The organism is Allopusillimonas ginsengisoli (assembly GCF_004153455.1).
Lineage (GTDB): Bacteria > Pseudomonadota > Gammaproteobacteria > Burkholderiales > Burkholderiaceae_B > Allopusillimonas > Allopusillimonas ginsengisoli.
Genome location: NZ_SDQE01000002.1, coordinates 144,200 through 168,480, shown reverse-complemented (window position 1 = coordinate 168,480; position 24,281 = coordinate 144,200). Strand labels below are relative to the sequence as shown.

The window sequence follows — 24,281 nt, the reverse complement described above, 5'->3', positions numbered from 1 at the left end:
TCCCGATGGTTGGTTGCCGATCTTCCTGAGGCCGGCTGATGTCGGTGAAAGCAAATACCGTTCCCGAGCCGCTATATGGCGTGTTACTGGTCTGTCGCGTCACCTGCTTCCAGGCGCATTCCGATCTTGAGGCCAACTTGCCAATGGGCAACCTTGCCGTCCTTGATATGGCCACGCACCTGCGTGACTTCGAACCACTCCAGATTACGCAAGGTCGCGGACGCACGCAGGATGGCTTGCGAAATGGCATCATCGGTGGAAACAGCGGACGATCCCACCAGTTCAATTTGCTTGTAAACGTGATCGCTTGTCATAGGGATTCTCCTTGTGAATTGAAACAGTGCTGTGAGCAAGTTCCAGGCCTGGCAGCGCACATTGCAGCGAGCCGCGGGGGATATGAAAAAGGGCTGGGCCCGAAACTTGCTAGTTCGTCGGGCACAACAACATCGTCCTATGTCCCCTCTGGAGAGCACTATGTCCAAACAAAAAAATCCCATTTCTGGAAAGCTGGCTGTCGCGCTGGCCGTTGGTGTGGCCAGCCTCGCGTTTTCGGCCTGCACCACTACGTTTCCTCAAGGGCAGCAAACCGTGGCCGAAAGACGGGCTGATGTCGACAGCCGGGCCGATGACGCCCTGAACCGCCTGTATCAGGCCTCGCCCGATGCGCGTTCCGCGGTTTCCAAGGCCAAAGGCGTGCTGATCTTCCCCAGAGTGCTGAGTGGTGGATTTGTCGTCGGTGCTGAACATGGCGATGGTGTGCTCAGGGTGAATGGTCAGAAGCAAGGCTACTATTCCACGTCGAGCGGCTCCATTGGTTTCCAGGCGGGCGCGCAATCCAAGGCAATTGTCATTCTGTTCATGACGCAGGACGCGCTTGATGAGTTCCGGAACAGCAATGGATGGACAGTGGGCGCCAATGCGACGGTCGCTGTTGCGAATATCGGCGCCAACGGCACGATAGATGCAAATACCTTCCGCGAGCCTGTGGTGGCCTTTGTGATGACCAATGCAGGCCTGATGGCTGGCGTGTCGTTGGAAGGCACGAAGATCACCAGGCTCGAGGCAGACCAGTAGTCCTTACTTGTGCGAAAATCGGCTGACCCAGGCGCATAGGCCCTGGGCGCAGGCCTGTGTAGTGGATAGGCAGCGCATTCGCTGCCTATCTTTGCGTGGGTCTGATAGACACTAGCACAAGGAGACTCGGCCGTGAACGAAGGCGCACTGAACATAGACGGGAATAGCGTGGCTAACGGATGGCAGATACCCCCGATCGCTCGGCCAGGCGATCCGCTTTCCGATGTCGACACCCCTGCACTCGTGCTTGATCTCACTGCCTTCGAAGACAACCTAGAAGCGATGCAGGGCTTGGTGGATCGCCATGGCGTTGCGCTGCGGCCGCACGCGAAAGCGCATCGCTGCCCCGAAATTTCCCTGCGCCAGCTCGCTCGGGGAGCCATTGGCGTCTGTTGCCAGAAAGTCAGCGAGATCGTTCCTTTTCTCGCGGCGGGCATACGCGATATCCATCTGAGCAACGAAGTCGTCGGCAACGACAAGCTCGACCTGCTGGCGCGCTTGGCCAGACATGGCAGCATCACCGTATGCGTAGACCATGCGCAAGCGGCCCAGGCATTGTCATCCGCCTTGGTAAAGCATCAGACCAGCATGGGTGTGCTGGTCGAGGTTGATGTGGGCCAGAGCCGCTGCGGTGTGCAGGCCCCAGAAGAACTTATCGCATTGGCGCAACAACTGCAGGCCTTGCCGCAGGTGCACTTTGCGGGGATACAGGCCTATCACGGTGGATTGCAGCATACGCGCGGGCTGGATGAACGTCGCGGCGCATGGAAGGAAGCCGTCGCGCTGATACGCAGGCATCTGGACGCGCTGGCGCATGCCGGCATCGCTTGTCCGGTAGTGACTGGCGGCGGCACCGGTTCTGCAATGCTGGATGTGACCAGCGATGTGTTCACCGAGATTCAGGCGGGCACTTATGCTTTCATGGATGCTGATTACGGTGGCATCGATTGGGAGGCTGCGACCAAGTTTCAACATAGCTTGTTTCTGCTGACAACCGTCATGAGCCGGCCAACCCCCGACCGCGCAGTGCTCGACGTCGGCCTTAAATCCACGACAGCGGAAAGCGGAATGCCGCAGGTCGTGGGGTTTCCAGGCGTGCGCTGTGTTTCAGTAAACGACGAGCACAGTATTCTGGATATTGAAAATGGCGTAGCCGCCCCCGAGCTGGGCGCCAAGATCAGGCTGATTCCCGGCCATTGCGACCCAACATTCAATTTGCACGACTACGTGGTCGGCATACGGAACGGGTATGTCGAGGCGGTGTGGCCGATCAGCGCGCGGGGAATGAGCCGCTGAGCAGGCTTGTGGCGCCGGGCGGGCAGGCATAGCGAGCGACGCATGCCTGGTATAACCGCCCCGGTATTTGTTTGCCCCGTTGTCTATATTCCGGCCACGCTTCCCGAGGCATCTCGCCGCAGCTGAGTTCCTGGCCGCGCGCCAGTATGTTCAGCGTTTTCAACGACCAGAACCCCATTAACCAACACGGTTGTGCGATCCCCCGTGGGATAGCGGTGGGGATCGTCGTATGTCGCCTGATCATCAAAGTCATCTGGATCGAAAAGCGTGATGTCCGCCGCGTAGCCTAGCTTGAGCAGGCCCCGGTCCCTTAGCCGCAGCGCTTGAGCTGTGGCGCCGGTCATTTTGCGGACGGCGGTTTCCAGCGAGAGCGCCTTGCGTTCGCGTACATATCGGGACAGGATACGCGGAAAGGTGCCATAAAAGCGGGGATGCGGCATGCCTTGTCCGGTGACCCCACAGTGCGCAACGCAGTTACCATCTGATCCCACGAGCACTGACGACGTTGCCACAATCTGCTGTATATCGTCTTCAGAAATGGAGATAACCAAGACTCGGGTGGCGCCCTTGTCTTCGATGATGTAGTCGCATATCAGGTCAATCGGATCCAAGCCGCGCTCATCGGCCAGGCTTTGTATAGTGCGCCCCGCAAACTGCGGCAGATGGGGAGATATGGAAATCTGAACGCAATCCCACGACGCGATACGCCCCCAGTTGTTGAGCCCATCACGCGCGATATCCTCTCGGATTGTCTTTCGAGTGGACGGAAGCGCAAGGCGCTCAAGCATGGCATCCACGCCACCCGCTTGCACCCATTGGGGCATCAGGTTCTTGAGAGGATTGCTGCCTGCGGTGTAGGGATGCGAGTCGCAAGTTATCGTTAGACCGCGCGCATTGGCAGCGGCGATCATTTCGAGTGCTGTTCGGGCTTTGCCCCAGTTGTCCATGCCTGAGCATTTGAAGTGCACAATCTCCACCGGAACGTCACAAGCTTCCGCAAACTCAATCGCTTCCTTGACCGCATCCAGGACACCGTTCGATTCATCCCTGATATGCGTGAAGTAAGTTGCGTTATGCTGTTTCAAGACGTGGCCCAATGCGTGCATTTCGGTTGCATCAGCATACGATCCAGGAGAGGTGAACAAACCAGACGACAGCCCGAGCGCGCCGGCTTTCAGTCCTTCCTCGAGCATGGCCTTCATGTGTTGCAGTTCGGCATCGGTTGGTTCACGTTGATCCATGCCCATGGCCATGAGCCGCAAGGTGTTATGACCGACGAGCATGCCCGCATTCACCGACGCGGCGGGAAAGGTCTCAAGGTAGTCTGTGAAAGAGGTTTCTTTATAGGTGATCCAGGGGGCGCTCGGCGAGAGGTAGTCACGCAAAAGGTCTACCTTGCCTTTCAGTACCGGTGCGATGGAAAATCCGCAGTGGCCGATTATTTCCGTCGTTACGCCTTGCCGTACTTTGCTCGTTGCATCCGGATTGATAGGCAGCGTGAAATCCGAATGCGTCTTGATGTCGATAAAGCCAGGCGCAACGACAAGGCCTTTCGCGTCGATCACTTTCTTTGCCTGCGTAGCACTCAAGTTCATACCAATCTCGGCAATTTGCCCTTGGGACACGGCGATATCCGACTTGTAGGCGGCTTCTCCCGTGCCGTCCACGATCAATCCACCCTGTATCAGTACGTCATACGTCATTGCAATCTATCTCCATCCTATTGTGTTGAGCTGCCCCATCTGCGCAAGCGCAGCGTATTGCTGTGGTCAATTCGCGCTGATGCGGGCCTGTTCGACCACGCTCGCCCATTTGGCGATTTCCGCGTTGATATAGGTTTCCGCCTCTTCCGGACTCGTTTCCACAGTTTCCATGCCAAGCGTTGCCATCTTCTCCAGGAAGTCCGGTGATCGCTGGGCTGCCTGTACCGCGGCGTTGAGTGTTTGCACCACCTCACGGGGTACGCCGGCCGGTGCCATCAGGCTGTACCAGCCAAACATCTCATAGCCCGGTACGGTTTCGGAAATAGGACGTAGACCGCCCCACTCATCCATGGGCTTGTCGCCGGTTGTTCCCAGCGCTATCAGCTTGCCTTGCTTGATTTGCTGAAGTACGGTCAAAGGACTCGAAAACAATGCGCTGACGCGTCCTGCGAGCAGGTCCGGCATTAATTCGCCCGTGCCTTTATAAGGCACGTGCAGCAGATCAATATTGGCGGTTGACTTGAACAACTCCCCCGCCAAGTGCAGCGATGTACCGACACCGCCGCTCGCATACTCGAGCTTGCCAGGCTGCGCCTTGGCGGCTGCAATCAAGTCGTCGACTGTCCGGAATCCCAAGGACGGGTGCGCCACAAGTACCAAAGGCCCTCGTACGATCATTGAGATCGGCTGAAAATCTTCAAATTGATAATTCACGTCTTTGAAAATGGAGGGGTTGACTGCGTACGCCATTGCGGGAAGGAGCAGTGTGTATCCATCCGGCTTGGCACGTGACACTGACGCGGTCGCCACGTTGCCGCCTGCACCTGGCAAATTCCTCACGACGACTGACTGGCCAAGGGTTTTGGCCATCTGTTCGCCAAGCATGCGCCCGATCACATCGTTGGGGCCGCCTGGCGGGTAAGGAATGACCAGTTCTATGGGTTTTGAAGGAAATGCAGTGCGGGATTGCGCAACGGCAGTGGACATCACTGCAAACAACAACAAAAAAATCCCGTGTTTGAGATAGGCCATTTTTTAGTCTCCGACAGAAAGCCGGCACTTTTCATATTGAATAGTTGTGCCCGGCAGGAACGGATGGATCAGTATGGTGTGGAGCCGCAGAGCTATATTGGCCTCTGAACGGAAATATGTACAATATATTTTATGTGGTCTACATATATAAATAATATATAAGAAATCATGATCGAATATCGCAAGATGCAGCAATTCATCGCTGTTGCAGAAGAACTGAGCTTTCAGCGTGCTGCCGAGCGGCTGCACATGACACAGCCGCCTCTAAGCATGGCCATACAGGCGCTAGAGGAGCAGGTGGGTGTCACGCTTTTCGACAGAAATCGTCACCGCGTGCGGCTTACGGCTGCGGGTGTCGCATTTCTTCGAGAGAGCCGCCGTGCGTTGGCCCAGGCTGAGGTGGCCGTACGTAGCGCGCGCCAAGCCGCGGTGGGAGAATCGGGAGTGCTGCGGCTATCGTTCGTGCCCAGCGCTGCAACGGAGTTTCTTCCGCCGATTCTGCGTCAGTTTCGCGCGCAGTATCCAACGGTGCGGTTGATTCTGACAAACGATTCAAGCATTCATCAACTGGACGCGCTGCGCCGCCAGCACGTTGACCTGGCGATTGTTGTGCCGCCTCTTCACGATCTCACCGGTATACACACCTCGCGGCTCTGTCAGCAGAAGATGGTGCTTGCGGTGCCCGCTACGCATTCATTGGCTGCTTGCCAACGAGTCCAGTTGTCGGCGCTTGCCAATGAGTCATTTCTTACCTTCAGCACCATAGAGGGACCAGGCTTTGTCGCCGCATTGCTGGATGCATGTCAGAAAGCCGGATTTTTTCCCAGGATCATTCAGGATTCGGGTCAGTTGCACACAATCCTCACCATGGTTGCCTGTGGAATGGGTATCGCTTTGGTACCCCAGTCCACCAGACGTTTTCAAATCGACGGTATTAATTATGTAGAAGTAAGCTCGCCTCAGGCAGAGGCTTGCTACACCTTGTCTTTTGCCATGAGGGCTTCGGAAGACAATCCAGTGGTACGCGCCTTTGTGAAAATGGCAACGGCGCATGTAGACAAGATGGAGAGAGGCGCCCGCAGTGAGGCTCGTGGATAGGGCTTTACGTCTGCGCCGCAGGCCTTTGCTGACAAGTTTCATACCAGCGAGGATTAGGCTGCCCCTGCAAGGCAAACTGTTGCTTACGCCGCGGCGACCGCCAGATGCCGCCAGCGATGCCGGGCTGGGGCTCTACGGCATACCAAAACCACTTGCCGTCATCATCCTGGGCAAGCCAATCCCAGCCGTCGGGCGCATCCGCCCAGTTGGGCGCAGATGCGTTGCTCGAAGAAGTGTTGTCCATACGGACAGTTTACTCGTATCAGTTAACCGAGATGCCTGCTGTCAAGGCCATGTGGGATAGCGTTCGCCGCGCTGCAAGGGCTATTAGCCCGCCAGCGCCCGATCCAGAAACTCCAGGCGGTCCTGCCCCCAGAAGGGCTCTTGATTGTAGATATACCACGGCGCACCGAACACCTGGCGTTCGATTGCATCCTGGGTATAGTGATCGAATTGTTCACGCGCGGCTTCGCGGTCCGCGTATAGCGATGCCCCATCCAGGCCGCATTCCTTGCTCACCGCAATCAGCGTGTCTTTGTCGGCAATATTGCGATCCTGCGCCCAGACAGCCCTCAACATGCCGCCAGTCAGCCGCACACCCGCTTCGTGTCCTTCCCGCATGACGGCCAGGGTAATCATCAGGGACGCCAACGTCTCGTCTACAGGAAAATGCTTGGGATTCACGCGCAGCGGAATACGCAGGTGATTGGACCAGCGCTCCAGCTCGACCAGACGATACTTGACGCGCTGCAGCGCGCGCTGCTTCAGCGGAAGGCCGCCCGATGCCGGAAACACCGCCTGATTCAGGGCGCACGGACGCGGATCAATAACCGCGCCGTGTTTCTCGGCTATGGCCACCAGCCGGTCATGGCCGAAGTATGTCCAAGGTGATTGCGGGGAAAAGAAATAAGTGATTGTTTTCATTTGCGCGAGTTCAGAAACGAATGCAGTCGGGGGCCACGGAGCCTTGTCGGCCATTCAAGTGGCGCTGGCAAGCCATAAGAGTAGCGCAATTCGTATCTCGCAGCGCGCCTCGCCCTCCCGCTGGGTCGCCCCGCCCCGTTTACTTGCCTGCGGCATTGCCGAGTGTGTGCGCCCACAATGCGTATTCGTCCTTGACGACCTTGGCATACTGCTCGCCGCTTTGATAGACCACTGCTTGGCCGAATTTCTGTTCATACTCTTTTCGAACTGCGTCATCGGTGAGTATCGCTTCAAGCGCCTTGCTCAGCTGTGCTTGAACATTCTTATCCAGGCCGGCCGGCGCAGCAAGTGACAAGAATGAATTCTGCGAATAGCTCACAAGGCCTGTTTCGGCCAAGGTCGGCGCATCCGGCAGAGACGCCCAGCGCTTGGGGCCGGTAGAGGCCAGCATCCGTACTTTGCCTGCCGTGACTTGCGGAAGCATCGTGGTGGGGGAAGCGTTGGTGGCTATGATGCGCCCAGCCATCAACTCAACGACAGACTCCGTGTCGCCCTTATAGGGAATATAGTTCCAGCCGAGTTTCAGGTCGTTGCTCAAACGCTCCATCAGCAATTGATTGGTCGTGCCAGGCGCCAACGTGCCATATGAAAACTGGTCGGGATGCTGCCTGACATACTCCACAAGCTCGTTCAGTGTTTTCCATGGCGCGTCTGCCTTGACGAAGATGCCGTAATCGTACGGCCCGACCACCGCAAGATGGGTGAATGCAGTCAGCGGATCGTAGGGCGTGCCCTGGAGATGGGGAATGATCGCGAGCGTGGGGAAGTTAACCGTTCCGATCGTGTAGCCATCTGGTTTGGACGTGGCGATCGTGTTGACGCCGATAACCCCACCCGCGCCAGGCTTGTTCACAACGACCACGGATTGATTCAATTTGTCGGAAAGGCGCGAGGCAAGGTCGCGAGCGACGGCATCAGTGGTAGTGCCGGCAGGAAACTGAACCACCATCTGGATCGGCCGTTCCGGCCAGCTGGCCGCATAAAGCATCTGCGGCGCAATCATGATTGATGCGCATATCAAGATTTTCTTTAACATTCTAGGCTCCGATTGGGTGATGATGCTCGACTTCAACCTCTACAGCAGGGTGTAAGGGGTTCCAGGGGTTTGCTGCGGAGGAACGAACAGACAGTTCGAGCGGCCCTTCTTCCGATTCAAGAACAATCCGTGTTGCGTGCTCCAGGCGTTCAATTGCCTGGATTCTCAAACCTGCCCGACCCTGCAGATGCTGGTGAATGTCGCGTGCTGCACCGCCTGCCTGCCGAGGATTGTGTCGTCGGTCCACCAGTCCCTGTCGCGTGAAATACCCACGATCAACATCCATGAACGTATCCAGGCTGATCGCCATGTCGGGGTATAGTGCCGCGCCGATCGAGGCTTCTGCTACGCGAGCCGCCTGGCTGTGATCGTCGGCATTAAGCACATAGGACTCGTCCGGCGATAGCTTTACGTGGACCATCACTGGAATAGTGTTCGATCGAGAAAACCCGGCTATTTGTTCAAGAGATTCCAGCACCGGTTCCGAGTAGCCGATGCGAACGACAATGCCGGCATGCTGGCCTAACCGAGCCTGCATGCCTTCGTCGTCAAGCAGGCGGCACATATCCGCCATCGTGATTCCGCTTGCCATGGTGTGATCAAACGGGGCCGCAGCGTCGAGCTTGTCCGAAACGCTGAAAATAGGCGCATAAAATACGGGATAAGAAGCCTTGCACAGCATTTCAGGAAGGGGCGCGCCCATCTGTTCGCGCGTGCAGATCAGCTCCAGGCCCTGAACACTATTTCCGAGCGCCTGCAAAGCTTCGAGCAAGGCGTCGGAGGGCGCATTGACATTAAAGATCGTAAAGCGATGGCCTAGTGCGGCTAGAATGCGAACCCGATTTCGCGCAGTGGCTTCCAGTACATCATGCGCTGGAATGCGCACCGTGCGTATCGCGCAGTCCCACAAGTTCAGAATGAAATAATCATTGCGGGCTTCCTTGCGCATAAAGGTATCGAGAGGCGGATTGAAGGGCAGCCGTGTGGACGATGTCCAGTCGTGCGTAAAAGCAACGCCCACGGTAGGTCGGTAGTCGTTGCGTACGTCGGTGCCGACCTGGGCGACGATGCCGTTTACATCGTCAGCGCTTGTGGAACCGTGCGTCCTGACAAAGCGGGCCACATGGCCGCTTTCATGAACATCCACAATAAAAAAACCAAACTTGCCCAAGTCATTCCTGCCAAGCTCCTGGGCGGGTTCGACCTTGAACAGTTCCGCATAATCCTGCCTGAAGTTAGTCGAGGAAGGCAGTGCATAGGACCAGGTTGTTCCGAACCTATTGAGAAAGAACGTGTGCACGTGACCGGCGAACAGCGCTTCGACGTCATGATCCTCCAGCAGCTTGAGCAATCGTGCCCGTGGCGCCGAATCGATATTGTCGTAGTTGTCGGGCTCGGCTGGATCGGTAATGTAAGGAGGGTAGTGCGAGAACACGAACTTTCGCTTGGATTTGTTCTTAGCCAGCATGTCTTCAAGAAACAGCCATTGAACGCGCTCTTGGGGCAGCCCCGAGCCTAGCAGGCAGGCATTCAGGATAATGAAGCAGCAATCGTTATGTTCGAAGGCCTGCCACTGCAGGCCAAACCGCGTTTCGTATTCTTCGCAGGTTTGGTTGCTGATGGAGGCGGCCGGCGTACCCGCCTGCCATTTGTCTCCGATATCGTGATTTCCTGGCGCGATGAAGAACGGCTTGGTCAGGCGACTGTATAGCTGCAGCGCATAAGCGCTGGCGCCCTCGTAGTGAGGTGTGGTTGGCAGAGGATGCACGACGTCACCGACATGGATGGTGAAGGCGGGTTCGAGCTGGTTGATGGCGTCAACGACAACCTCGTTGCGTTGATTGGCCATGTGATTGGTTTGCCATGGAGAGGTATTGGCGGCATCAACAGGATTCAGATGCGAATCAGCAACCAGGGCGAATCGAAACAGAAACTTGCCCTTGTTTTGAGGGGTCATGTGTAGCTTGTCTCCTTGCAATTCCATTATATTGAATAGATGTTAATATAGTTGAATTGATTTATAGGCTAGTCTCTATAGGTTGTCAAGGCTATTAAAAGAAGGTCCCCTTACATGGTTGATCCCATCCGCTATGAATTTGAGTCGCGTTCGTTACTTAACGAGATGCCCCAGTTTGCAACGACCGTCGCCCATGGATTCGATGTCTTGCGCTGCTTCACCGCATCAACACCAGTACTGGGAAACAAGGAAATCGCGGATGCATTGGGGTTTTCCAGGCCGACCGTGTCGCGGCTGACCTTCACCTTGGTTTCACTGGGGTATCTCTCGCGTGATGAGAAGACGCAAAAGTATTGCCTGGGGCCTGCCTTGCTCTCGCTGAGCTATCCGTTCCTTGCCAATCTGTCGATTCGCTGGATGGCTGAGCATGATCTGGTTGAGTTGTCGCAGTTTGCCAGCGGGCCGGTGTCTATCGGGATGAGAGACAGGCTTCAGGTCGTTTACGTCGAAACAGTTCACGACAAAGGCTATAACGGGGCCAAGCCTGATATTGGCTCTACTCGCCCGTTATTGCGAACCGCCATGGGGCATGCTTTGTTGTTCGGCCACAGCGAGGCCGAAAGACACAGATTGTTGGGATTATTGGCAGACGAATCGCCAGAGGAAGTCGAGGCCAGCAAGCGCTCGTTGGATCAGTCGTTCGAGCAAATATCCCGTGCAGGATTCTGCGTCAGCTACGGAAGCTGGCGATCCGATCTGATAGGGATTGCCGCCCCCGTGAATTATCGCGTCGGAGCGAGCCCGCTGGGAATCAACATTACAGTGCCCGCAGCCGGCGCAGACCTTGCCTGGGTCAACGAAACACTCGGCCCGCGTTTGAGTTTTCTTGTCCGCAATCTAGAGCAAAGGCTGGGCGTAGGCGAACCTTAGCGTAGCGGCGAAAACCAAAAAGGCGACAATCGTCGCCTTTTTTACGTGTTCCGTGCGTATCAAGACGCAGGCTACTTCACCGCGCCCTCAATCTTGTTTCCCGCCGCCTGGATCTGATCTCCGGCGCTACTCATCGCCTTGTCGATTTCCTTGCCTGCCTTTTCGGCAGGGCCTTCTTTTTGGCAGCCGACCAGCATCAGCGCCAGCATTCCTGAAACCAATGCAGCAACAACCTTGTTTTTGCGGGCGATCATGTGTTACTCCAAAGTCAAAGCGGGTGTAAAGCATAGCCGTAAACAGCAACAATTTCATTGTTCAAACGTTGCAGTTGTTACGAGATCCAGATCCAGGCCGTCCCTATGCAGCGGCGACGACACGCCGGCAGAGCATCGATGAGCGCGTCAAAGTACACCCTGCATATCCCGCGCAGCCTTGTTCAGGTAGGGCAGCATTTCAATCGCGCGGTCGAGCGACATGCGAGCCGTGGGCGCGTGCATGGCAACAACCGCCCGTACGTCGCCTCGGCTGTCGCGCACCGGTACGGCAACGGCGACCATACCTGCGATGAACTCTTCACGATCGGTAGAGTAATCCTGCTCGCGGATTTGCCGGCATTCGCGCTCCAGTTCCATCACACAGGTAATGGTGCTTGGGGTGCGGGCGTCCAGGCGCAGATAGGGCAGAATACGGCTGGATTCGCTGGCCGGCATATGCGCCAGCAAAAGTTTCCCGCTGGCGGTGCAATGCAGGGGAACATGCGATCCCACATCAAAAATGAGACGTAACGGCCATTGGCCTTCAACGCGGTCAAGGTAAACCACCTGCGTTCCATCCAGTGCGTTGAAGTTGCAGGTTTCGCCCACCTGCTTGACCAGCTCCACCAGTATGTCGTGGCGCAGGCTTTGCACCGAGCGGTGTTTCATGGTGTTGAGCGCGAGGCGCCGCAAAGCCTTGCCAACCGCATAACTGCGGTCGTCCACATCGCGCGCCAGGTAGCCCATGGATACCAGCAGACTGCACAGCCGGTGCGCGGTGCCTTTGGGCAGGGCCAGCGCCTCGGTAATTTCGGCCAGCGTCATGGCGCCGCCATGCGCCGAAACCAGGGCGAGGATACGGAGCGCGCGGGCCGGTGCGCCCCCGTGGGTTTCGGTATTTGCGTGCTCGTCTTCGAAATTCGGAACGGAATTCACGGGAAAGTCCTAGGAAGAAACCAGCGGTTTACGGCTTGTTACCTTGCGTCCTGACCTATACCATATCAGAACAGATTGTTCCATTTTTTTGCACGCTTGTCACGTAGAGGAGAGGCGACCGCATGGCCAAGCGCTTCGATTACATCGTTATTGGTGCAGGGTCCGCTGGATGCGTACTGGCTTCGCGTCTTAGTGAAGATCCCTCCGTGCAGGTGCTGTTGCTCGAGGCGGGGCCGCCCGATACGTCGATCTGGCTGCACTTGCCTATTGGTTATGGCAAAACCATGTGGAGCAAAAAATACAACTGGTGTCTTTACACCGATCCTGATCCCAATATGAATGGGCGCCGCATCTATTGGCCGCGTGGCAAGACATTGGGCGGATCCAGCGCAATCAATGGGCTCATCTACATACGCGGACAGCGACAGGACTACGATCATTGGGCTGCCCTGGGCAATGAGGGCTGGCGCTACGAGGATGTCCTGCCATACTTCATCAAGTCGGAGTCCAACGAACGCGGGGCCTCGCAATATCATGGAGACAAGGGGCCGCTCAAGGTTTCTGACATCGCGCACAAAGATGAGCTTATTGAGGCCTTCCTGGATGGCGCGGAAGAAGTTGGCATCCGTCGCACGCCGGACTTCAATGGTCTGGATCAGGAGGGTGTGGGCTATTACCAGTTGACAACATTCAAAGGCTTGCGCTGCAGTACCGCGACCGGTTATCTGCGCCCCGCGCGGGGGCGCAGCAATCTCACCGTATGCAGCAATGCGCGCGCAACAGGACTGATCCTGGATGGCTGCCGCGCGGTGGGCGTTAACTATCTGCAGAGGGGCCGCAAGCAAAGCGCCTATATCAAGCAGGATGGCGAAGTGCTGGTATCGGCAGGGGCCATCTTCTCGCCTCAGTTGCTGCAGCTGTCGGGCATTGGCTCAGCCAGTCTTTTGCAGGCGCATGGCATACCCGTGGTCGTGGACCTGCCCGGTGTGGGTGAAAATCTTCAGGATCATCTTCAGATTCGTTTGGGGTTCGAATGCTCCAAACCCATTACCACCAATGATGCACTCAATTCAATGCGGGGCAAGGTGTGCATGGGCTTGGAGTGGCTAACACGCCGACAGGGCCCACTTGCCGTAGGCATCAATCAAGGTGGTTGTTTCATGCGGGCCTTGCCGGACGAATCCGACAGGCCCGACATCCAATTCCATGTCGCCACATTGTCGGCGGACATGGCGGGTGGCAAGGTACATCCCTATTCAGGATTCACCCTCTCGGTGTGTCAGCTGCGACCCGAATCGCGTGGCCATGTGCGGATCAAATCCACAAACCCGCTGGCCTTACCGGAAATTCAGTCCAATTACCTGGCTACCGATCTTGATCGCCGCACCACTGTTGCGGCGATCAGGGCGGCCAGACAAATCGCTCGCTCCCAGGCCATGCGACCTTACATCAAAAGAGAGGTCAAGCCTGGGCCCGAAGCAGACACCGATGAAGACTTGCTGGCGTTTTCACGCGACACCGGCGCCACGATTTTTCATCCCAGCGGAACATGCCGCATGGGTCCCGAGGGGGACGCCATGGCAGTACTCGATGCGCAGATGCGAGTACGCGGCGTGCAAGGTCTTCGCGTCATCGACGCTTCGTCGATGCCCACACTGGTTTCCGGCAATACCAACGCACCGGTCATCATGATGGCAGAGAAGGTAGCGGATCTCATACGCGAGGAAAGGCGGCAGTTGCTTACACAGGCTGAACACAGCCGATAATGGAGACAGGAAATGACAACGAAAACACCTTTGGATCGTCGTGGTTTCATACGTATCGCAGGCCGCTATGGCCTGAGCTCTACCATGCTGGCGGCGGTGGGTATGTTTGGCCCGCTTACGCTCGAAGGAGTGGGGCGCGCAGCGGCGCAAACGGCGCAAGACCGGGGCGGCAAGGCAAAATACAACTTCAAGATGGGCGCGGCAGGCTTTAACGAGGAAAACCTCAAGATTCAGGAATCAGGCCAGTTATGGTTCGCGCGCGAACTCGAGAAGCGCAGCGACGGCGCCATTCGCGTTGACTTCATCGGCAGCAACCAGATTTGCAATCAACTTGATTGCGTCAAGAAAACACAGCAAGGCATTGTCGACATGTTCACGGCCAGCACGCAAAACTCTGCGGGTGCGGCGCCATACTACAACGTGCTCGACTTTGCCTACATGTTCCCCAGCCGAGCCTCGCAGCATTATTTCTTCTATCACCCAAAGAGTGAACCCTTGCTGCGCGAACCGCTGCGCCGCTTGCACAATATTCAGTTCCTCTTTACACACTGCGAGCTGCGCGGACTCATGATGGGCTCCAAGTTTGCCAACAAACCGACTGTCTCGAAACTGTCGGAACTGGCCGGCACCAAGAACCGCGTGACGGGTACGCAGTTGGGTCGCATCGCCATGGAGCTCATGGATCTGGGTCCTGTCCCGCTGGCGTGGGAAGAGACCGTCGACGGACTCAAGTCTGGCTTGATCGACGGCGCTGAAACATGGATGGGCGCTGCTGGCTATGGCGGCCTGTCGCCGGTGCTGTCGCAGGCGGTGGATCTGCGGTTTTTCTGCGGCACAGAACACACGGCCATGAATAACAAAACGTTCGAGAAACTTCCGCCGGATCTTCAGGACGTAATCATGGAGACCGCTTACGCGGCGCAACAATACACTCAGCGCGAGAACGAGCGTGCGCTGGTCGAAGTTGTCGGGGGCGTGCCAGATCCAGGCCCGGATACGCTGTTTGGCAAGAACAAGGTGCGCGTGGCAGTGCTGCCTCCGGAAGAAATCAAGAAGGCCGAACAGGCATGCTCGCCAGAGTTTGTGCCCAAGCCTTGGGAACAATGGCGCGAAAGGCTCAACAAGATGCAGGGTGGGGCAGACACCTACAAGGAAATCTATAGCGTTGTGCGCGAGATTCCGGAGGATGCAACGGTAGAAAGTGTCGAGCCCCGCAAGTGGTGGGAGTCCGCCTGATAGCGGGCGACAGGGCACGGGGCAGTTGCCCCGGGGCCTTTAACCTGAGCGACGCGGCGAGCCCTCCGTGGCTCCTGCGCGTTTCTGCAAAGGAATGATCGATGGCGTCTCTGTTTTCTATTCTGCGGTGGCTGGACCGCAATGTCGAACGCACCTTTATCCTGGTGGCTTACTCGACCATGGCCGGGATCATTGTGTTTTCCGTGGCGCAGCGCTACCTGTTCAGCAAGCAAATTCCGTGGAGCGGCTCGGTTCCCATTTATCTTTTTCTATGGGTAACGTGGATTGGCTGCTCGTATAACGTCCGTCGACGCTCGCATCTTTGCTTCAATGAGTTTCGCGTCAGGATGTCATATCGCGCACAGTATGCCTGCATGTGGCTGGACGCCTTGTTGTGGCTGGTGTTTGGCGCGCTCGTCGTGTATTACACACTGGAGCAGACCATGCTTGCCTACAATAATTTTTCCATCGTACAGGGTACCGATAACTTGATGCAGTGGTGGTTTTACTGCGCGACCCCTACCGCTTGGGTACTGTTGATGTTTCGTGCGCTGCAGAATCTTGCCGCGGACATCGGACGATACCGCAGGAAGGAACCTTTTATCGTCGACATTCAAAGTGTCGGCTCGAACGTCGTATAGGGGAACGCCATGGATACCAGCACGATACTTCTTCTTGTCAGCCTGGGCGTGGTTGGTCTGTTCCTGCTCGGCGTGCCTATTTTTCTGGTCCTTGGGTTCTGGGTCGTTGGGGCTTCTCTGGCGATAGATTTCACGCTCGCCAATATCGGGGTAACCCTCTTCGAAGGGCTGAATTTTTTTGGCCTGCTAGCCTTGCCGCTGTTTATTCTCACGGGCGATCTGATTGCCGCTGCCGGCATCGCCAGACGCCTGGCCAATTTTGCCCATGCCTGCCTGAGCTGGATGCATGGCGGACTGGGCCTTGCCACCATAGGGTCTTGCGGGCTGTTTGCCGCCATATCGGGCTCCAATGCCGCAACAACCGCCACCATCGGCAGCATCATGCATCCCTTGCTCGTGAAGGATGGATATAAAACGAATTTTGCGGCGGCCACGGCGGCGGCGGGGGGCACGGTCGGTATCATCATCCCTCCCTCCATTATTTTCATCGTGTACGGTTTCATTATGAACCTGTCTATCTCCGACTTGTTCATTGCCGGCATACTGCCGGGCATACTCATGGTCATTGCCATGATGATTGTTTGCTGGTGGCGCTGCCGACGCGAAAACATGGGGCAAAGAACGCCTCTGGATATGCGCAATGTGATGAGGACCGCGCGCAGAGCTTATCTGGGGTTCTTTGCTGTGTTTATCGTGATATATGGCATCTACTCCGGCATATTTTCGCCTACTGAAGCGGCTGCCATTACCGTGGGGTTCTGCCTGTTTGCGGGGCTTTTCATCACACGCGAAATCAACTGGCGCGAACTCCCGGATATTTTGCTGCGTTCCGGCCAGCTTACCGGCATGTTGGCGCCCATGATCGCGGTGTCTATCGTGATGCAGCAGGTATTTGGCTTGTTGGGCGTCAGCGAGCTCGTGGCCAACTTTATTGGTTTTTTTGGCGACCGGCCGATTGTCGTATTGCTGGTGTGCATGAGCATTGTATTTGCCGCAGGCTGCATTCTGGAAAGCCTTCCCGTCACGGTGATCTTTGCGCCCATTTTGGCTCCGATTGCCGTATCCATGGGCGTGGATCCAGTACATTTCTCCGTCATCTTCCTGGTTGGCGCGGCCATAGGCTTTATTTCCCCGCCGTTCGGCCTTAATCTTTTTGTTGCCAGCGGCATCACCGGTATTCCATACATGCGCATCGTACCTTCGGCAATGCTGTATCTCATAGGGTTGGTCATTGCCTGGATGTTGATTGCATTCGTTCCCTGGTTCTCGCTCGGTCTGATTCCTGTGCGATAAGGCCTATGGTCCCGGACTTGGGGGCGCTCGTCCCATTTGCGCTGGTCGTTCTCGTTGCGGTGTATTTCCACACCGTAACGGGCTTCGGGGTGGCCATGGTCATCATGGGCCTTGCCAGCAGCGCAGGTATTGTGTCGGTCGCCACGCTTGCCAGCGTCGTCAGCATTGTCACACTGATGAACGGCGTCGCGCTGCGTGGCAATCTTCATCATGTTCCATGGAAGATCGTCGGTGTAATGGCTGTTGCGGTCTTGCCAGCCAGCGTGGTGGGAGTGCTGTTACTTGATTATCTGAGCAGCGAAGCAGCGGATGTCATTCAAGTGCTGCTGGGCTTGATTATTGTCCACGGAGGAGTCAGCCTGGCTTGGCGGCCCACCCCCTTGTCTACCGTATCAGGGCAAGGGAGTTTTGCTTACTACGGCTTTCTGGGTGGTTTGATAGGCGGCATGTTTGGCATACCCGGTCCACCGCTGATCTATCACCTCTATCGCCAACCAATGTCGCTGGCGCAGATACGCAGCGCGCTGATTTTTCTGAATGCTTTCATTGCCGGCGCACGTACGTTGTTTGTCATGGTGCAGGGGCAGCTGCACACGCCCGAGATTGTATTGAGTGCGCTTTGCCTGCCACTGGTCGTGGTGGCGACGCTGGCGGGGAAGCGTTTTCCCCCGCCTTGTTCAGCTGCTACCATGCGCCGGATAGCCTTTGTACTGCTTGTCGTGATGGGCCTGACCCTGATTGCGCCGGTGCTCATGAAGTGGCTGGGTTAAGCCATGACGCGTCAGGGGCAGGTATTCACTTGCTTAATGAGAGCCCGGTTTCTTTTACGAATTTGTCCCAGCGCTGGTATTGCTCGACGGCGTACTTATCAACCGCGGGACCGTCTGTCGCCATCACCTCAAATCCCAGCTTGGTCAGCCTGTTTTTCACGTCGCTGTCGTTCAATGCCTCCTGGAAGGCGCTGGTCAGACGGTCGGCGATATCTGTCGGCGTTGCGGCGGGGGCAAAGATGCCAATCCAGGAATAAGCCTCGAACTCGGGATAGCCGGATTCCTGCACCGTGGGAACATCGGGCAAGTCTGGAAGTCGATTTGTGCCGGTGACCGCGAGCGCTTTGATATTGCCCGATGCAATATGGGAGCTCAAGGCGGCATAGCTGAGGAAGGTGATATTGGACACATTGCCCAGCAAGGCTTGGATGACAGGACCGCCGCCGCCGAAGGGAACGTGAAGCACGTTAATACCGGCCTGGCGCTTCAGATCCTCGGCGGCAAGATGGTTGAGCGAGCCCGCTCCGGTGGATGCATAGGTGTACTTGTCCGGATCCTTCTTGGCCGCGGCGATGAATTCCTTCAGGTTGTTGGCGGGTGTTTCTTTCGAGGCGCCGATCACCAGCGGAAAACGCAGAGCAAACGTAATGCCTCTGAAATCCTTGAATGTATCGTAAGGTAGCGGCCGGATGATGGGGTTGATGGAATGGCTGTCAAAGCTGACCAGCAATGTGTTGCCGTCTGGCCTGCTGGTCGCGACATACTGGCTGGCAATTTGCGTGGCGGCGCCGGGCTTGTTCTCGACGATCACGTTGCGATCCAGTATTTCTGCCAGTTTGGGCTGGATTATTCGGGAAGCAATATCGGTGCTGCCTCCGGGCGGGAAGGGCACCACCAGCTTGATAGGTGCTTGATCCGCGGCACTGGCAGCCGATAGCACCGACAATGACAGCAAGCAGGTGCCTGCCATCTTGAGCAGCTTGGCGCGGGAAAACGGTAGTCTGGAATCGCGTTGCATTGTCTCTCTCCTGGTCGTTTTAATTTGCGGTACGGTGCGAAATCATCCCATCCACTGGCTGACCGGCACAGCCGTATCCTGCAGCGGCTGAGAAATGACGTCAATCAGCACTGGCCCATCGAACGCCAGTGCCGCCTTGACGGCTTGATCCAGCTCTGCCGGGTCTTCAACCCGAAATGCTTTGATACCGAAGGCTTCGGCGACCCGGGCATGGTTGGTTTGATCGAAGTCGACTGAAAAGTAGCGCTCACCATATCCCGTTTTCTGGCTGGCCTTGATCCAGCCGAATACGGCATTGGAGAAAACAATCATTTTCAAGGGAATATTACGCCTTCCAATCGTTTCGAGCTCGCCGCAGGTAAATCCGAAGCTGCCGTCGCCCATCACTGACACGACCATGGCATTGGGCCGTCCGACCGCGGCGCCAACGCCGGCGGCCATGGCAAAGCCTAGCGCGCCGTGAGCGCGGTTCGTAATGAAATGGCGACCCGCCTGGGGTGCGTTGAAGTAAGCCGAGAAGTAAGGGCATGGCGTGCCCGGGTCGGCAACCACAATGGCTTCGGCCGGAAGGTATCGGTTGAGCGCATCGACGACGCGTTCTGGTCGAATCGGTACAGCGCTGGAGTTTGCGAGCTCTGCAAACAGGCGATGTTTCTCCGCGCGTGCTTTTTCGACCACTGCATAGCCGTCCATGGCACCGACCGCACGTTGGCCCAGTCGCTGTGCAACGGCCTGATTCAGCGCAGTAAGCGTGAGCAGGGCGTCGCCCACCAGGCCGACATCGGTGCGGTAATTGGTGCCAATCACCATGGGGTCAGCGTCGATATGGATGACCGGCGTCTTGCTGTCGGGGAATTTCCAGTGTTCGGTTGTCGTCGAGCCAGCGCGGCACCCAATAAACAGCACAAGGTCTGCCTGGCTGACCACTTCGCGCGTGGCGAGCACGCCCCCGTTGGTGCCGACCACGCCTGCATTGAGCGGATGATTGTCAGCCAGGCTTCCTTTGCCGCTGACGGTTGTGCACACCGGCGCGCTCAGCGATACCGCCAGCGCTTCGAGTTGCTCGCACGCCGAAGACATGACCACACCGCCACCGCAAATGATGACGGGCGCGCGCGCAGCGACCAGCTTGTCGGCTGCCTGTTCAATATCCGCATTCGCGGCGCAGGAGCGCAAGCTGGGGAACGTGGCGTGCTGCGGCTGCGCCCAGACGTCCTGGGAATCGATCTCATGCTTCTGAATATCGTACGGCAGGCAGATATGTGCCGCACCGGGCTTGCCGGTTGTCATGGCACGGAAAGCGCCGCGGATCGCGCCAGGGATCTGGCTGGCAAGATCAATCGTAGTGTTCCATTTTGTGAGCGGACGATAGAGAGACTGCTGATCCAGCTCAGTGAGCGGATATTTGCCGCGAGACACGACGGAGACATCCGACGTGATTCCCAGCACAGCTACCGACGACTCGTTCGCCTCCACCAGCGCTGGCAAAAGATAGGTGGCGCCACCGCCGCTTGGCCCTTCGCACACGCCCACATTGCCGGTTACCCGTGCATAGCCGTCCGCCATATAGCCTGCGCTGCGCTCATCGCGCGTAAGGATATGGTCCATGCCGTGATCCAGCCGTGCCAGCGCATCATAGAAGGGCAGGCTCGTATCCCCGCAAAGGCCAAAAATATGCTTGACCCCATTCAACTGCAACATTCTTACGACAGCCTCGGCGCCGTTCATCTTGGACATGTGTATTCCTTTTCCCTGTTCAGTATGCAAAATAGTATACTGAATTGCATGCAGAGTAAAAGCGCCACGGAGAAAGTGAGATAATCCGGGTGCCCGTCATTCGGATCACGACTAAATTTATGCAAGCTCGAACCATTTCGTCAGTACGCGGAAAGCGGGGCGAAGACGTCCTTGATCGTCTGCGCTCCATGGCGATTTTCTATGAATTCAAGCCAGGGGAAAGGCTGAACGAAGCTGAGTTGGCCGACGCGCTGGGCGTCAGCAGGACACCTGTTCGCGAAGCCCTGATGGCCCTGGCGCACGAGGGATTTCTGGAGGCATCAAGCCGTGGCTATGTGCGGCGCAGGCTCGATGTCAAGGAAATGAAGGATTTATACGAGTTGCGCCTGGCCATCGAGAAGGAGTGCTGTCGTTACGCCGCGCAGCGCGCGACCGATGAACAGATCGTCGAACTCGGGCAATACCTGGCTCATAGCCGATCCGTGGCGCCATCCACCTCTGTGACGGAACTGGTGGAGCTGGATGAAGGCTTTCACGACAGGCTGGCCAAGATGACTGGCAACGCGGAGCTGGAAAAAATGCTGGTGCTGATCAGCCGCCGGATCAGATTCATGCGCTGGATATCCATGGACAACGCTGTGCGGGAATCGACTCAGGATCAGCACAGCGCACTGCTCAATGCCTTGCAGGAGCGCGATGCCGAAAAAATGCAGGCACTCATGACGGCGCATATCTCATTGCGACAGGATCAAATCGTGGAAGCCGTTACCAGAGGGCTTGCGAAAATATACCTCTAAGGGAATTTACTGTCCGCCGCCCCTACAAATGCGGATCGAATACGCATATCCGTCCATCTTCGTGAAGTATGGATGCCCGGGCAATGCTTGCCGCTGAAAGATTTGGGGTGGACTTCACGACAAGCTGCAGATTGGGCAGGTCGATTACATTGGCGCCATCTTCCCGGATGTGCGGTCTGCCATCTATCACTGCGGCCAGTTGCGTGGAAACAGTCTGGGCGGCTGGCGCCTCCACGATAATCTGGTCAAGCGACTTCGCTCCGTTTTTGTGGTGTATTGCCGCCTCGTTCCAGATAAATTCCGGCGTCAGGTGCTGGCAAAAGTATATACGCAGCCCGGCAACGGGCTGCACCGAGAACCGCACCGTATCAAACCGCGCCAGGCACTCCTTCCCCTGGAACAGCAAAGGGCGCTCCAGGCGCTGCACGGGATTCACCTTGTACCCTGCACGCTGCAATCGCTCGAAGGTTGCCTGTGCATCCTCGGTTCTGAACACCAGCGCATCAAGGCCCAGGGGCTGCTCGGCGATCTCCTTGCGCTGCGGCGGCTTGCCGGCGGGCCATCCCAGCAACTCAATATAGGTAGAGTCCAGCGGAATCAAACGATTGATGGACCCAAGATTATGGACAGCCAGGTCTGTCAGGCGATAGCCATCACGCTCGAACAGCGGTGCGCGATTCATCAGCTCGTCGCGCATCATGAGGACGAGATGATCGAAGTGAGTGGATAGAGGAGTCACGCCGGGGCCTTATCGCAGGAAAGTGTTAAGTGACGTCTTGAAATGCACGATGGTGATTCGCTTGGCTCACGCTGCTTGATGCCAGCGCGTGCGTTAACTGAATTTATCATTTTTCTTTTGCCAGGATGGCGCAGCGCCGGCAAAGGTCATTCGGGTGGCGGTGGCCCCGGATGCTACACTGTTTGCCTTTCCCCGCGCAGTTCCTCGCTTTTTTCCATGATCATCCTCAAGAACGTGACCTTGCGTCGCGGCAGCAAAGTATTGCTGGACCAGACATCCGTCACGCTTAACCCCGGTGAAAAAGTCGGCCTGGTCGGGCGCAACGGCGCTGGCAAGTCCTCCCTGTTTGCCGTGCTCAATGGCACTTTGCACGAAGACGGCGGCGAATTTTCCATGCCCGCGCAATGGCGCATGTCGCAAGTTGCCCAAGACATGCCGGAAACCGGGCAAAGCGCCACCGACTTCGTGGTCGACGGCGATGTCGTGCTCAAGGCCGCGCAAGCCGAAGTGACCGAGGCAGAAAACAGCGACGATGGCATGCGCATGGCGCACGCCTATATGGCGCTGCATGATGCCGGCGCACATGATGCTTCAGCGCGTGCGCAAGCGCTTATCCTGGGGCTGGGGTTCAGCGTGGCCGAGCTGGACCAGCCCGTGAACAGCTTTTCAGGGGGCTGGCGCATGCGCCTTCAGTTGGCGCGTGCCTTGATGTGCCCATCCGACTTGCTCCTGCTCGACGAGCCCACCAATCACCTGGATCTGGACGCCCTGGTCTGGCTCGAGGCCTGGCTCAAGCACTATGCAGGCACGATGGTGGTGATCAGCCATGATCGCGAATTTCTGGATGCGGTCACTAACGTCACTTTGCATATCGATCACGGCAAGCTGGTGCGCTACGGCGGCAATTACAGCAAGTTCGAAGACATGCGTGCCGAACAAATGCTGTTGCAGCAGGCGGCGCACGCCAAGCAACAGGAGAAAGTTGCGCATCTGCAAAAATTCATTGACCGGTTCAAAGCCAAGGCCAGCAAGGCCAAGCAGGCGCAAAGCCGAGTCAAGGCGCTGGAGCGGATGGAAAAGGTCGCGCCTGTGCTGGCCGACGCCGAGTTCCAGTTTCAGTTCAAGGAACCACTCAGCCTGCCCAATCCCATGCTGTCGATGTCGGATGCCAGCTTTGGCTATCCACCGGCTTCTGATGCGCCGGCAGACACATTGCCGACAGTCATTGTGCACAACATCAATCGTTCGGTACTGGCCGGGCAGCGTATCGGCATTCTGGGCGCGAACGGGCAAGGCAAGTCCACCCTGGTCAAAACTATCGCGGGCGCGCTGAAAACCACGGCAGGCGAGATTATCACCGGCAAAGGGCTGAATATCGGCTACTTCTCTCAGCAGGAGCTCGACGTCCTGCGGCCGGCCGACAATCCGCTGGAACACATGATCAGGCTGGCGCGCGATACCCCCGCCGGCGTGCGTCCCAGCGCCATGGACTGCCGTGAACAGGGTTTGCGCAACTTTTTGGGGACCTTTAATTTCAGCGGCGATATGGTCAAGCAGAGCGTGGGCAGTATGAGCGGAGGCGAAAAGGCTCGGCTGGTATTGTGCATGATCGTGTGGCAGCGCCCTAATCTGTTGCTGCTAGACGAGCCCACCAACCATCTGGATTTGGCGACTCGCGAGGCGCTCAGTGTGGCCTTGAACGAGTTCGAAGGCTCTGTCATGCTCGTGAGCCATGACCGCGCCTTGCTTAGGTCGGTATGCGACGAGTTCTGGCTGGTGTCGCGCGGCGGGATGAAAGACTTTGACGGCGACCTGGACGACTACCAGGCCTATTTGCTTGAAGAAGCCAAGCGTCAGCGGGAAGCTGCATCATCCCGCAAGGCTGCGTAACGCCGGCTGGCGATTTCGTTACTACAACACGTTTTCTCTGAAGAATGCAGTTGTCATAGCCATATAAAGTTATGTTATAACATTGCATTTTTGT

23 protein-coding genes are annotated in these 24,281 nt (G+C 57.0%); 11 read left to right on the top strand and 12 right to left on the bottom strand.

Annotated features, from left to right (window positions below; translation table 11 throughout):
• Nucleotides 1-83 precede the first annotated feature (83 nt).
• Complete coding sequence (locus ERE07_RS05700; protein WP_130007854.1) at nucleotides 84-314, bottom strand: dodecin; 231 nt, start codon at nucleotides 312-314, stop codon at nucleotides 84-86.
• 160 nt (nucleotides 315-474) lie between these two features.
• On the opposite strand from ERE07_RS05700, the gene ERE07_RS05695 reads away from it, so the two are divergent.
• Nucleotides 475-1,074, top strand: a complete 600-nt coding sequence (locus ERE07_RS05695; protein ID WP_130007853.1) for a BPSL1445 family SYLF domain-containing lipoprotein — start codon at nucleotides 475-477, stop codon at nucleotides 1,072-1,074.
• A gap of 132 nt (nucleotides 1,075-1,206) precedes the next feature.
• Nucleotides 1,207-2,370 carry a DSD1 family PLP-dependent enzyme gene (locus ERE07_RS05690; protein WP_280634361.1) on the top strand — a complete coding sequence of 388 codons (1,164 nt, stop codon included), beginning with the start codon at nucleotides 1,207-1,209 and terminating at the stop codon, nucleotides 2,368-2,370.
• Nucleotides 2,371-2,453: 83 nt separating this feature from the next.
• Here the strand turns inward: ERE07_RS05690 and ERE07_RS05685 are convergent, their stop codons facing one another.
• Nucleotides 2,454-4,073 (bottom strand): N-acyl-D-amino-acid deacylase family protein, encoded by a 1,620-nt coding sequence (locus ERE07_RS05685; protein WP_130007852.1) that lies wholly within the window; start codon nucleotides 4,071-4,073, stop codon nucleotides 2,454-2,456.
• Between the two features lie 66 nt (nucleotides 4,074-4,139).
• A complete protein-coding gene (locus tag ERE07_RS05680) occupies nucleotides 4,140-5,105 on the bottom strand; it encodes a tripartite tricarboxylate transporter substrate binding protein (RefSeq protein ID WP_130007851.1) in 966 nt (321 codons plus the stop codon).
• 168 nt (nucleotides 5,106-5,273) lie between these two features.
• On the opposite strand from ERE07_RS05680, the gene ERE07_RS05675 reads away from it, so the two are divergent.
• On the top strand, nucleotides 5,274-6,203 hold the full coding sequence (locus tag ERE07_RS05675; protein ID WP_130007850.1) for a LysR family transcriptional regulator: 930 nt from the start codon (nucleotides 5,274-5,276) through the stop codon (nucleotides 6,201-6,203).
• Nucleotides 6,204-6,207: 4 nt separating this feature from the next.
• Here the strand turns inward: ERE07_RS05675 and ERE07_RS05670 are convergent, their stop codons facing one another.
• The 4 genes from ERE07_RS05670 to ERE07_RS05655 all read right to left on the bottom strand — a co-directional run bounded on the left by ERE07_RS05670 (nucleotide 6,208) and on the right by ERE07_RS05655 (nucleotide 10,180).
• Nucleotides 6,208-6,447: a hypothetical protein gene (locus ERE07_RS05670; RefSeq protein WP_130007849.1), complete on the bottom strand. Its 240-nt coding sequence runs from the start codon at nucleotides 6,445-6,447 to the stop codon at nucleotides 6,208-6,210.
• A gap of 83 nt (nucleotides 6,448-6,530) precedes the next feature.
• On the bottom strand, nucleotides 6,531-7,127 hold the full coding sequence (locus ERE07_RS05665; protein WP_130007848.1) for a 2-hydroxychromene-2-carboxylate isomerase: 597 nt from the start codon (nucleotides 7,125-7,127) through the stop codon (nucleotides 6,531-6,533).
• A gap of 139 nt (nucleotides 7,128-7,266) precedes the next feature.
• Nucleotides 7,267-8,223, bottom strand: a complete 957-nt coding sequence (locus ERE07_RS05660) for a tripartite tricarboxylate transporter substrate binding protein (RefSeq protein WP_130007847.1) — start codon at nucleotides 8,221-8,223, stop codon at nucleotides 7,267-7,269.
• A 1-nt stretch (nucleotide 8,224) separates the two neighbouring features.
• Nucleotides 8,225-10,180 (bottom strand): metallophosphoesterase family protein, encoded by a 1,956-nt coding sequence (locus ERE07_RS05655; protein ID WP_167670743.1) that lies wholly within the window; start codon nucleotides 10,178-10,180, stop codon nucleotides 8,225-8,227.
• Nucleotides 10,181-10,294: 114 nt separating this feature from the next.
• Here ERE07_RS05655 and ERE07_RS05650 point away from each other — a divergent pair, with 114 nt between their 5' ends.
• Nucleotides 10,295-11,110, top strand: a complete 816-nt coding sequence (locus ERE07_RS05650; RefSeq protein WP_130007845.1) for an IclR family transcriptional regulator — start codon at nucleotides 10,295-10,297, stop codon at nucleotides 11,108-11,110.
• Nucleotides 11,111-11,181: 71 nt separating this feature from the next.
• On the opposite strand, the gene ERE07_RS05645 is transcribed toward ERE07_RS05650, so the two are convergent.
• Complete coding sequence (locus tag ERE07_RS05645) at nucleotides 11,182-11,364, bottom strand: hypothetical protein (protein WP_130007844.1); 183 nt, start codon at nucleotides 11,362-11,364, stop codon at nucleotides 11,182-11,184.
• Between the two features lie 147 nt (nucleotides 11,365-11,511).
• Nucleotides 11,512-12,300, bottom strand: a complete 789-nt coding sequence (locus ERE07_RS05640; protein WP_245153482.1) for an IclR family transcriptional regulator — start codon at nucleotides 12,298-12,300, stop codon at nucleotides 11,512-11,514.
• A 122-nt stretch (nucleotides 12,301-12,422) separates the two neighbouring features.
• On the opposite strand from ERE07_RS05640, the gene ERE07_RS05635 reads away from it, so the two are divergent.
• From ERE07_RS05635 to ERE07_RS05615, 5 genes are all read left to right on the top strand, one after another.
• Entirely contained in the window at nucleotides 12,423-14,066 is a 1,644-nt protein-coding gene (locus ERE07_RS05635) for a GMC family oxidoreductase (protein WP_130007843.1), read from the top strand.
• A 12-nt stretch (nucleotides 14,067-14,078) separates the two neighbouring features.
• Nucleotides 14,079-15,302: a TRAP transporter substrate-binding protein gene (locus ERE07_RS05630; protein WP_130007842.1), complete on the top strand. Its 1,224-nt coding sequence runs from the start codon at nucleotides 14,079-14,081 to the stop codon at nucleotides 15,300-15,302.
• A gap of 101 nt (nucleotides 15,303-15,403) precedes the next feature.
• Nucleotides 15,404-15,943: a TRAP transporter small permease gene (locus tag ERE07_RS05625; protein ID WP_130007841.1), complete on the top strand. Its 540-nt coding sequence runs from the start codon at nucleotides 15,404-15,406 to the stop codon at nucleotides 15,941-15,943.
• A 9-nt stretch (nucleotides 15,944-15,952) separates the two neighbouring features.
• Nucleotides 15,953-17,236 (top strand): TRAP transporter large permease, encoded by a 1,284-nt coding sequence (locus ERE07_RS05620; RefSeq protein ID WP_130007840.1) that lies wholly within the window; start codon nucleotides 15,953-15,955, stop codon nucleotides 17,234-17,236.
• A 5-nt stretch (nucleotides 17,237-17,241) separates the two neighbouring features.
• On the top strand, nucleotides 17,242-18,006 hold the full coding sequence (locus ERE07_RS05615) for a sulfite exporter TauE/SafE family protein (protein WP_130007839.1): 765 nt from the start codon (nucleotides 17,242-17,244) through the stop codon (nucleotides 18,004-18,006).
• 25 nt (nucleotides 18,007-18,031) lie between these two features.
• On the opposite strand, the gene ERE07_RS05610 is transcribed toward ERE07_RS05615, so the two are convergent.
• On the bottom strand, nucleotides 18,032-19,024 hold the full coding sequence (locus ERE07_RS05610; protein WP_130007838.1) for a Bug family tripartite tricarboxylate transporter substrate binding protein: 993 nt from the start codon (nucleotides 19,022-19,024) through the stop codon (nucleotides 18,032-18,034).
• 42 nt (nucleotides 19,025-19,066) lie between these two features.
• Entirely contained in the window at nucleotides 19,067-20,761 is a 1,695-nt protein-coding gene (locus ERE07_RS05605; protein WP_130007837.1) for a thiamine pyrophosphate-binding protein, read from the bottom strand.
• A gap of 119 nt (nucleotides 20,762-20,880) precedes the next feature.
• On the opposite strand from ERE07_RS05605, the gene ERE07_RS05600 reads away from it, so the two are divergent.
• Nucleotides 20,881-21,558, top strand: a complete 678-nt coding sequence (locus tag ERE07_RS05600) for a GntR family transcriptional regulator (protein WP_130007836.1) — start codon at nucleotides 20,881-20,883, stop codon at nucleotides 21,556-21,558.
• A gap of 22 nt (nucleotides 21,559-21,580) precedes the next feature.
• Here the strand turns inward: ERE07_RS05600 and ERE07_RS05595 are convergent, their stop codons facing one another.
• Nucleotides 21,581-22,297, bottom strand: coding sequence for a VOC family protein (locus ERE07_RS05595; protein WP_245153480.1), 717 nt, complete (start codon nucleotides 22,295-22,297; stop codon nucleotides 21,581-21,583).
• Between the two features lie 216 nt (nucleotides 22,298-22,513).
• On the opposite strand from ERE07_RS05595, the gene ERE07_RS05590 reads away from it, so the two are divergent.
• A complete protein-coding gene (locus tag ERE07_RS05590; RefSeq protein WP_130007835.1) occupies nucleotides 22,514-24,187 on the top strand; it encodes an ABC-F family ATP-binding cassette domain-containing protein in 1,674 nt (557 codons plus the stop codon).
• Nucleotides 24,188-24,281: the final 94 nt, after the last annotated feature.

Bases quoted from the DNA above. Each gene is read 5' to 3' on its own strand.
- ERE07_RS05700 (WP_130007854.1), bottom strand. From the start codon at position 314: ATGACAAGCGATCACGTTTACAAGCAAATTGAACTGGTGGGATCGTCC.
- ERE07_RS05695 (WP_130007853.1), top strand. From the start codon at position 475: ATGTCCAAACAAAAAAATCCCATTTCTGGAAAGCTGGCTGTCGCGCTG.
- ERE07_RS05685 (WP_130007852.1), bottom strand. From the start codon at position 4,073: ATGACGTATGACGTACTGATACAGGGTGGATTGATCGTGGACGGCACG.
- ERE07_RS05680 (WP_130007851.1), bottom strand. From the start codon at position 5,105: ATGGCCTATCTCAAACACGGGATTTTTTTGTTGTTGTTTGCAGTGATG.
- ERE07_RS05675 (WP_130007850.1), top strand. From the start codon at position 5,274: ATGATCGAATATCGCAAGATGCAGCAATTCATCGCTGTTGCAGAAGAA.
- ERE07_RS05670 (WP_130007849.1), bottom strand. From the start codon at position 6,447: ATGGACAACACTTCTTCGAGCAACGCATCTGCGCCCAACTGGGCGGAT.
- ERE07_RS05665 (WP_130007848.1), bottom strand. From the start codon at position 7,127: ATGAAAACAATCACTTATTTCTTTTCCCCGCAATCACCTTGGACATAC.
- ERE07_RS05660 (WP_130007847.1), bottom strand. From the start codon at position 8,223: ATGTTAAAGAAAATCTTGATATGCGCATCAATCATGATTGCGCCGCAG.
- ERE07_RS05655 (WP_167670743.1), bottom strand. From the start codon at position 10,180: ATGACCCCTCAAAACAAGGGCAAGTTTCTGTTTCGATTCGCCCTGGTT.
- ERE07_RS05650 (WP_130007845.1), top strand. From the start codon at position 10,295: ATGGTTGATCCCATCCGCTATGAATTTGAGTCGCGTTCGTTACTTAAC.
- ERE07_RS05645 (WP_130007844.1), bottom strand. From the start codon at position 11,364: ATGATCGCCCGCAAAAACAAGGTTGTTGCTGCATTGGTTTCAGGAATG.
- ERE07_RS05635 (WP_130007843.1), top strand. From the start codon at position 12,423: ATGGCCAAGCGCTTCGATTACATCGTTATTGGTGCAGGGTCCGCTGGA.
- ERE07_RS05630 (WP_130007842.1), top strand. From the start codon at position 14,079: ATGACAACGAAAACACCTTTGGATCGTCGTGGTTTCATACGTATCGCA.
- ERE07_RS05625 (WP_130007841.1), top strand. From the start codon at position 15,404: ATGGCGTCTCTGTTTTCTATTCTGCGGTGGCTGGACCGCAATGTCGAA.
- ERE07_RS05620 (WP_130007840.1), top strand. From the start codon at position 15,953: ATGGATACCAGCACGATACTTCTTCTTGTCAGCCTGGGCGTGGTTGGT.
- ERE07_RS05615 (WP_130007839.1), top strand. From the start codon at position 17,242: ATGGTCCCGGACTTGGGGGCGCTCGTCCCATTTGCGCTGGTCGTTCTC.
- ERE07_RS05610 (WP_130007838.1), bottom strand. From the start codon at position 19,024: ATGCAACGCGATTCCAGACTACCGTTTTCCCGCGCCAAGCTGCTCAAG.
- ERE07_RS05605 (WP_130007837.1), bottom strand. From the start codon at position 20,761: ATGTCCAAGATGAACGGCGCCGAGGCTGTCGTAAGAATGTTGCAGTTG.
- ERE07_RS05600 (WP_130007836.1), top strand. From the start codon at position 20,881: ATGCAAGCTCGAACCATTTCGTCAGTACGCGGAAAGCGGGGCGAAGAC.
- ERE07_RS05590 (WP_130007835.1), top strand. From the start codon at position 22,514: ATGATCATCCTCAAGAACGTGACCTTGCGTCGCGGCAGCAAAGTATTG.